Genomic DNA, 5,362 nt, shown 5'->3' on the forward strand with positions numbered 1-5,362 from the left:
CCGCCAGCCCCGCGCTCGCCCGTGAGCTCTTCGCCGTGCTCGCCGTCCTCGACGAGAACGGCGCGCTGCGCCGTGCGCTGGCGGACCCCTCCTACCAGGGGGCGCAGCGGGAGCAGGTCGTGCGCCGGATCTTCGCCGACAAGGTCTCCCCGGACGCCGTGGAGATCGTCGCGCACCTCGCCGGCCGGCGCTGGAGCGACGACCGCGAGTTCACCGACGCGCTCGAGCACGCCGGGGTGGCCCTCACCGCGGCGTCCGCCGAGAACCGGGGCGGACTCGAGGGCCTCGAGCAGGTCGTGGACCAGCTGATCGCGTTCAAGGGGGTGCTGGACGGCTCGCACGAGCTGCAGCGTGCCCTCAGCGACCAGCGCGCCGACGTCGAGGCCAAGACCCGGCTGGCGCACCGGCTGACCCCGGGCGCCTCGGACGAGGCGCTGCTGCTCGTGGAGCAGGCCGTGCTCTCGCCGCGCGGCGCCCTGGTGGGCCGTCTCGTCGAGCGCTTCGCGGAGGAGGTCGCGGCCCGCCGCCAGCGGTGGATCGCGCACGTGATCACGTCGCGTCCGCTGACCGAGGACCAGCGCGGACGGCTGCAGCAGCAGCTGAACACGCTGTACGGCAAGGACCTCAAGCTCACCGTGGACGTCGACCCGGCGCTGATCGGCGGGCTCAAGGTGCAGGTCGGCGAGGAGGTCATCGACGGTTCCGTCGCGGCCCGTCTCGACGAGCTGCGCCAGCGGATCGGCGCCTGACCCGAAGGGTCGGCCCGACGCCGCCGTGGGCGCGCGCCAGCGCCGGCCGGACGGCGGCGGCCGGTGGGCCGGCGCGGCGTTCCGCCACAGATTTGGACTCACGGTCACCGCTGACGGCAGTGATCACGAACTAGGAGAGCAGGGACAGGACATGTCCGAAGTCACCATCAATGCCGACGACGTCCGTAGCGCGCTGAGCGAATTCGCCGCGTCCTACGAGCCCGGCACCGCAGAACGAACCGAGGTCGGCCGCGTCAGCAGCGCCTCCGACGGCATCGCGCGCGTCGAGGGCCTGCCCTCGGTCATGGCCAACGAGCTGCTGCGCTTCGAGAACGGCGTGCTCGGTCTCGCGCAGAACCTCGACACCCGCGACATCGGCGTCGTGATCCTCGGCGACTTCCGCGGCATCGAGGAGGGCCAGGAGGTCCAGCGCACCGGGGAGGTCCTCTCCGTGCCGGTGGGCGACGCGTTCCTGGGCCGCGTGGTCGATCCGCTGGGCATGCCCATCGACGACCTCGGCCCGATCGAGGCCGAGGGCCGCCGCGCCCTCGAGCTGCAGGCCCCGGGCGTGACGATGCGCAAGTCCGTGCACGAGCCCCTGCAGACCGGCATCAAGGCCATCGACGCGATGATCCCGATCGGCCGCGGCCAGCGCCAGCTCCTCATCGGCGACCGGCAGACCGGCAAGACCGCGATCGCGGTGGACGCCATCCTCAACCAGCGCGCCAACTGGGAGACGGGCGACGTCAACCAGCAGGTGCGCTGCATCTACGTGGCGGTCGGCCAGAAGGCCTCCACCATCGCCGGCGTGCGCCAGACCCTCGAGGACAACGGGGCCCTGGAGTACACGACCATCGTGGCGGCTCCCGCCTCCGACGCCGCGGGCATCAAATACCTCGCCCCCTACGCCGGCTCGGCCATCGGCCAGCACTGGATGTACGGCGGCAAGCACGTCCTCATCGTCTTCGACGACCTGTCCAAGCAGGCCGAGGCCTACCGTGCGGTCTCGCTGCTGCTCCGCCGCCCGCCGGGACGCGAGGCCTACCCGGGCGACGTGTTCTACCTGCACTCCCGCCTCCTCGAGCGCTGTGCCAAGCTCTCCGACGAGCTGGGCGCGGGCTCGATGACCGGGCTGCCGATGATCGAGACGAAGGCCAACGACGTCTCGGCGTTCATCCCCACCAACGTCATCTCCATCACCGACGGCCAGATCTTCCTGCAGTCGGACCTGTTCAACGCCAACCAGCGCCCGGCCGTGGACGTGGGCATCTCGGTGTCCCGCGTCGGCGGCGCCGCGCAGGTCAAGGCCATGAAGAAGGTCTCCGGCACGCTGAAGCTCGAGCTCGCGTCCTACCGCTCGATGCAGGCCTTCGCGATGTTCGCCTCCGACCTGGACCCCGCGTCCCGGCAGCAGCTGACCCGCGGTGCCCGTCTGATGGAGCTGCTGAAGCAGAAGCAGTACACCCCGTACCCGGTCGAGGACCAGGTCGTGTCCATCTGGGCCGGCACCAACGGCCACCTCGACGAGGTGGAGGTCGCCGACGTGCTCGACTTCGAGCAGGCCCTGCTGGAGCACGTGCGCCGCACCACGAACGTGATGGACTCCATCGTCGGGACCGGCAAGCTCGAGGACGACGCCGTCGCCGCCCTGGAGACGGCCGTGGCCGAGGTCAAGCGGGACTTCCGGGGCACCAAGCACGGGATCGAGCCGGGCCACGAGGAGCACCAGCCCCTCGAGGAGTCCGAGGTCGACCAGGAACGGATCGTCAGGAAGTAACCGGTCGGTCCGGTGCGCCGCCGCGGCGGCGCACCGGGCACGGTGACGAAAGGAAGTCACATGGGAGCGCAGATTCGGGTCTACCGGAACAAGATCGCGTCGACCAAGTCCATGAAGAAGATCTTCAAGGCCATGGAGATGATCGCGACCTCGCGCATCAACAAGTCCCGACAGGGTCTGCAGGCGGCGCGTCCCTACGCGAACGCCCTCACCCGGGCGGCCTCGCAGGTCGCCAGCCAGCACAACGTCTCCCATGTCCTCACCACGCGGGCCGACGAGGTGCGCCGGTCGGCCGTGGTGATCATGACCTCGGACCGCGGTCTGGCCGGGTCCTACTCGTCCAACGTGCTCAAGGAGGCCGAGGGCCTGCTCGAGCTGCTCCACGCGGAGGGCAAGGAGACCAAGGTCTACCTGATCGGCCGCAAGGGCCAGGCGTACTTCGACTTCCGCAGCCGCCCGTACGAGCGGAACTGGACCGGGGACACGGACAACGCCCGTCCGGACCGCGCGCGGGAGCTACGCCAGGTGCTGATCGAGGACCTGGAGACCCCGTACGAGGACGGCGGCGTCGACGAGATCCATCTCGTCTACACGACGTTCAAGTCGATGGTCGTCCAGGAGCCCCGGGTCCTGCGCCTGCTGCCGCTGGAGGTCGTGGACGCCAACGCGCTGACCGACGAGGTCGCCCGGGAGTTCGACGAGCTGGAGGAGCCGGACAGCACCTTCGAGTTCGAGCCGAACCCCGAGGAGTTCCTCGACGCGGTCCTGCCGCGCTACATCGACGCCCGCCTGTTCGCGAGCCTCGCCCACGCCGCCACGAGCGAGCTCGCGGCCCGGCAGAAGGCCATGAAGGCGGCCGGCGACAACGCGGACGAGCTCATCAAGAAGTACACGCGCCTGATGAACAACGCCCGACAGGCCGAGATCACCACCGAGCTCACCGAGATCGTGAGCGGCGCCGAGGCCCTGTGACGGGCCGTCCCGGCGATCCAGCAACTATCCACCACGAACAAGTGAAGTGAGAGATATGACTGCCACCATCAGCGAACAGGCCGGGCAGCCGGTCTCGGGCGGCGCCACGGGCCGTATCGCCCGGGTCATCGGGCCGGTCGTCGACGTCGAGTTCCCCGAGCACGCCGTGCCCGGGATCTACAACGCCCTGACCGCCCAGTACGAGCTCGCCGGCGAGAAGCGGACCATCACCTTCGAGACGGCCCAGCACCTGGGCGACAACATGGTCCGCGCGATCGCGCTGCAGCAGACCGACGGCCTGGTGCGCGGCACCCAGGTCAAGGACTCCGGCGAGCCGATCTCCGTGCCCGTGGGCGACGTGGTCAAGGGCCACATCTTCAACGTGCTCGGCGAGGCTCTCGACGTCGAGACGTCCTCCCTGGAGATCACCGAGCGCTGGCCGATCCACCGCAAGGCGCCGTCCTTCGCGGAGCTCGAGGGCTCCACGGAGATGATGGAGACCGGCATCAAGTCGATCGACCTGCTGACCCCCTACATCAAGGGCGGCAAGATCGGCCTGTTCGGCGGCGCCGGCGTCGGCAAGACCGTGCTCATCCAGGAGATGATCACCCGTGTGGCCCGCAACTTCGGCGGCACCTCGGTCTTCGCCGGCGTGGGCGAGCGCACCCGTGAGGGCAACGACCTCTGGGTCGAGATGGAGGAGGCGGGCGTCCTCAAGGACACCGCCCTCGTGTTCGGCCAGATGGACGAGCCGCCGGGAACGCGTCTGCGCGTGGCCCTGACCGGGCTCACGATGGCGGAGTACTTCCGCGACGTGCAGAACCAGGACGTGCTGCTGTTCGTGGACAACATCTTCCGCTTCACCCAGGCCGGGTCGGAGGTGTCGACCCTGCTGGGCCGCATCCCCTCCGCGGTGGGCTACCAGCCGACGCTGGCGGACGAGATGGGTGTGCTCCAGGAGCGCATCACCTCGACCCGCGGTCACTCGATCACCTCGATGCAGGCGATCTACGTGCCCGCCGACGACTACACCGACCCGGCCCCGGCCACGACGTTCGCCCACCTGGACGCGACCACGGAGCTCTCCCGTGACATCGCCTCCCGCGGTCTGTACCCGGCGATCGACCCGCTGACCTCGACCTCCCGCATCCTCGACCCGCAGATCGTGGGCCAGGAGCACTACGACGTCGCGATCCGCGTCCGGTCCATCCTGCAGGAGAACAAGGAGCTGCAGGACATCATCGCGATCCTCGGCGTCGAGGAGCTCTCCGAGGAGCAGAAGGTCGTCGTCTCGCGCGCCCGCCGGATCGAGCAGTTCCTGTCGCAGAACACCTACACCGCGAAGCAGTTCACGGGCGTCGAGGGCTCCACGGTCCCGCTGGCGGAGACCATCGAGGCGTTCGGCAAGATCACCGAGGGCGAGTTCGACCACGTCCCGGAGCAGGCGTTCTACAACGTCGGCGGACTGGACGACGTGATGCAGAAGTGGGACGAGATCAAGTCCCGGACCGGCGGCAAGTAGTCATGGCCGAGATGATCGTCGAAATCGTCTCCCTCGACCGGGCCGTGTGGAACGGCACGGCCCGGATGGTGCGGGTCCGCACCTCCGAGGGCGACATCGGTATCCTGCCCGGCCACGAGGCCGTGGCCGGCATCCTCAAGCCGGGCGACTTCGCGGTGGACCCCGTGGACGGCTCCCGGGTCGAGGGCACGATCGACGCCGGCTTCGTGTTCGTCGACCACGACCGGGTGACGATCGTGGCGGACAACGTGGAGCTGCCCGGCGCCGCCGCCGCCTGATCCTGCCCGTCCGCGCGGGGCCCGCCCCGCGCACCCAGCCCAGCCGCGGCCTCCGCACCACCGG

Annotated in this window: 5 protein-coding genes; all 5 read left to right on the forward strand. The window is 69.8% G+C overall.

The features are described from left to right. Positions 1 to 749: F0F1 ATP synthase subunit delta (locus tag ACFU0Y_RS16755; protein ID WP_380215871.1), on the forward strand; the 749-nt coding region annotated here is incomplete at its 5' end. 151 nt (positions 750 to 900) lie between these two features. Continuing rightward, entirely contained in the window at positions 901 to 2,526 is a 1,626-nt protein-coding gene (gene atpA / locus ACFU0Y_RS16760; protein ID WP_380215873.1) for a F0F1 ATP synthase subunit alpha, read from the forward strand. 60 nt (positions 2,527 to 2,586) lie between these two features. After that, entirely contained in the window at positions 2,587 to 3,498 is a 912-nt protein-coding gene (locus tag ACFU0Y_RS16765; RefSeq protein ID WP_380215875.1) for a F0F1 ATP synthase subunit gamma, read from the forward strand. Between the two features lie 55 nt (positions 3,499 to 3,553). Beyond that, positions 3,554 to 5,020, forward strand: a complete 1,467-nt coding sequence (gene atpD / locus ACFU0Y_RS16770; RefSeq protein WP_380215877.1) for a F0F1 ATP synthase subunit beta — start codon at positions 3,554 to 3,556, stop codon at positions 5,018 to 5,020. Between the two features lie 2 nt (positions 5,021 to 5,022). Continuing rightward, entirely contained in the window at positions 5,023 to 5,298 is a 276-nt protein-coding gene (locus ACFU0Y_RS16775) for a F0F1 ATP synthase subunit epsilon (protein ID WP_380215879.1), read from the forward strand. The last annotated feature ends 64 nt before the right edge of the window (positions 5,299 to 5,362 follow it).

The organism is Kocuria sp. NPDC057446, assembly GCF_042802875.1.
GTDB lineage: Bacteria > Actinomycetota > Actinomycetes > Actinomycetales > Micrococcaceae > Kocuria.

Excerpts from the sequence above, each read along its gene's own strand:
- atpA (WP_380215873.1), top strand. The coding sequence starts at position 901 with ATGTCCGAAGTCACCATCAATGCCGACGACGTCCGTAGCGCGCTGAGC.
- ACFU0Y_RS16775 (WP_380215879.1), top strand. The coding sequence starts at position 5,023 with ATGGCCGAGATGATCGTCGAAATCGTCTCCCTCGACCGGGCCGTGTGG.
- atpD (WP_380215877.1), top strand. The coding sequence starts at position 3,554 with ATGACTGCCACCATCAGCGAACAGGCCGGGCAGCCGGTCTCGGGCGGC.
- ACFU0Y_RS16765 (WP_380215875.1), top strand. The coding sequence starts at position 2,587 with ATGGGAGCGCAGATTCGGGTCTACCGGAACAAGATCGCGTCGACCAAG.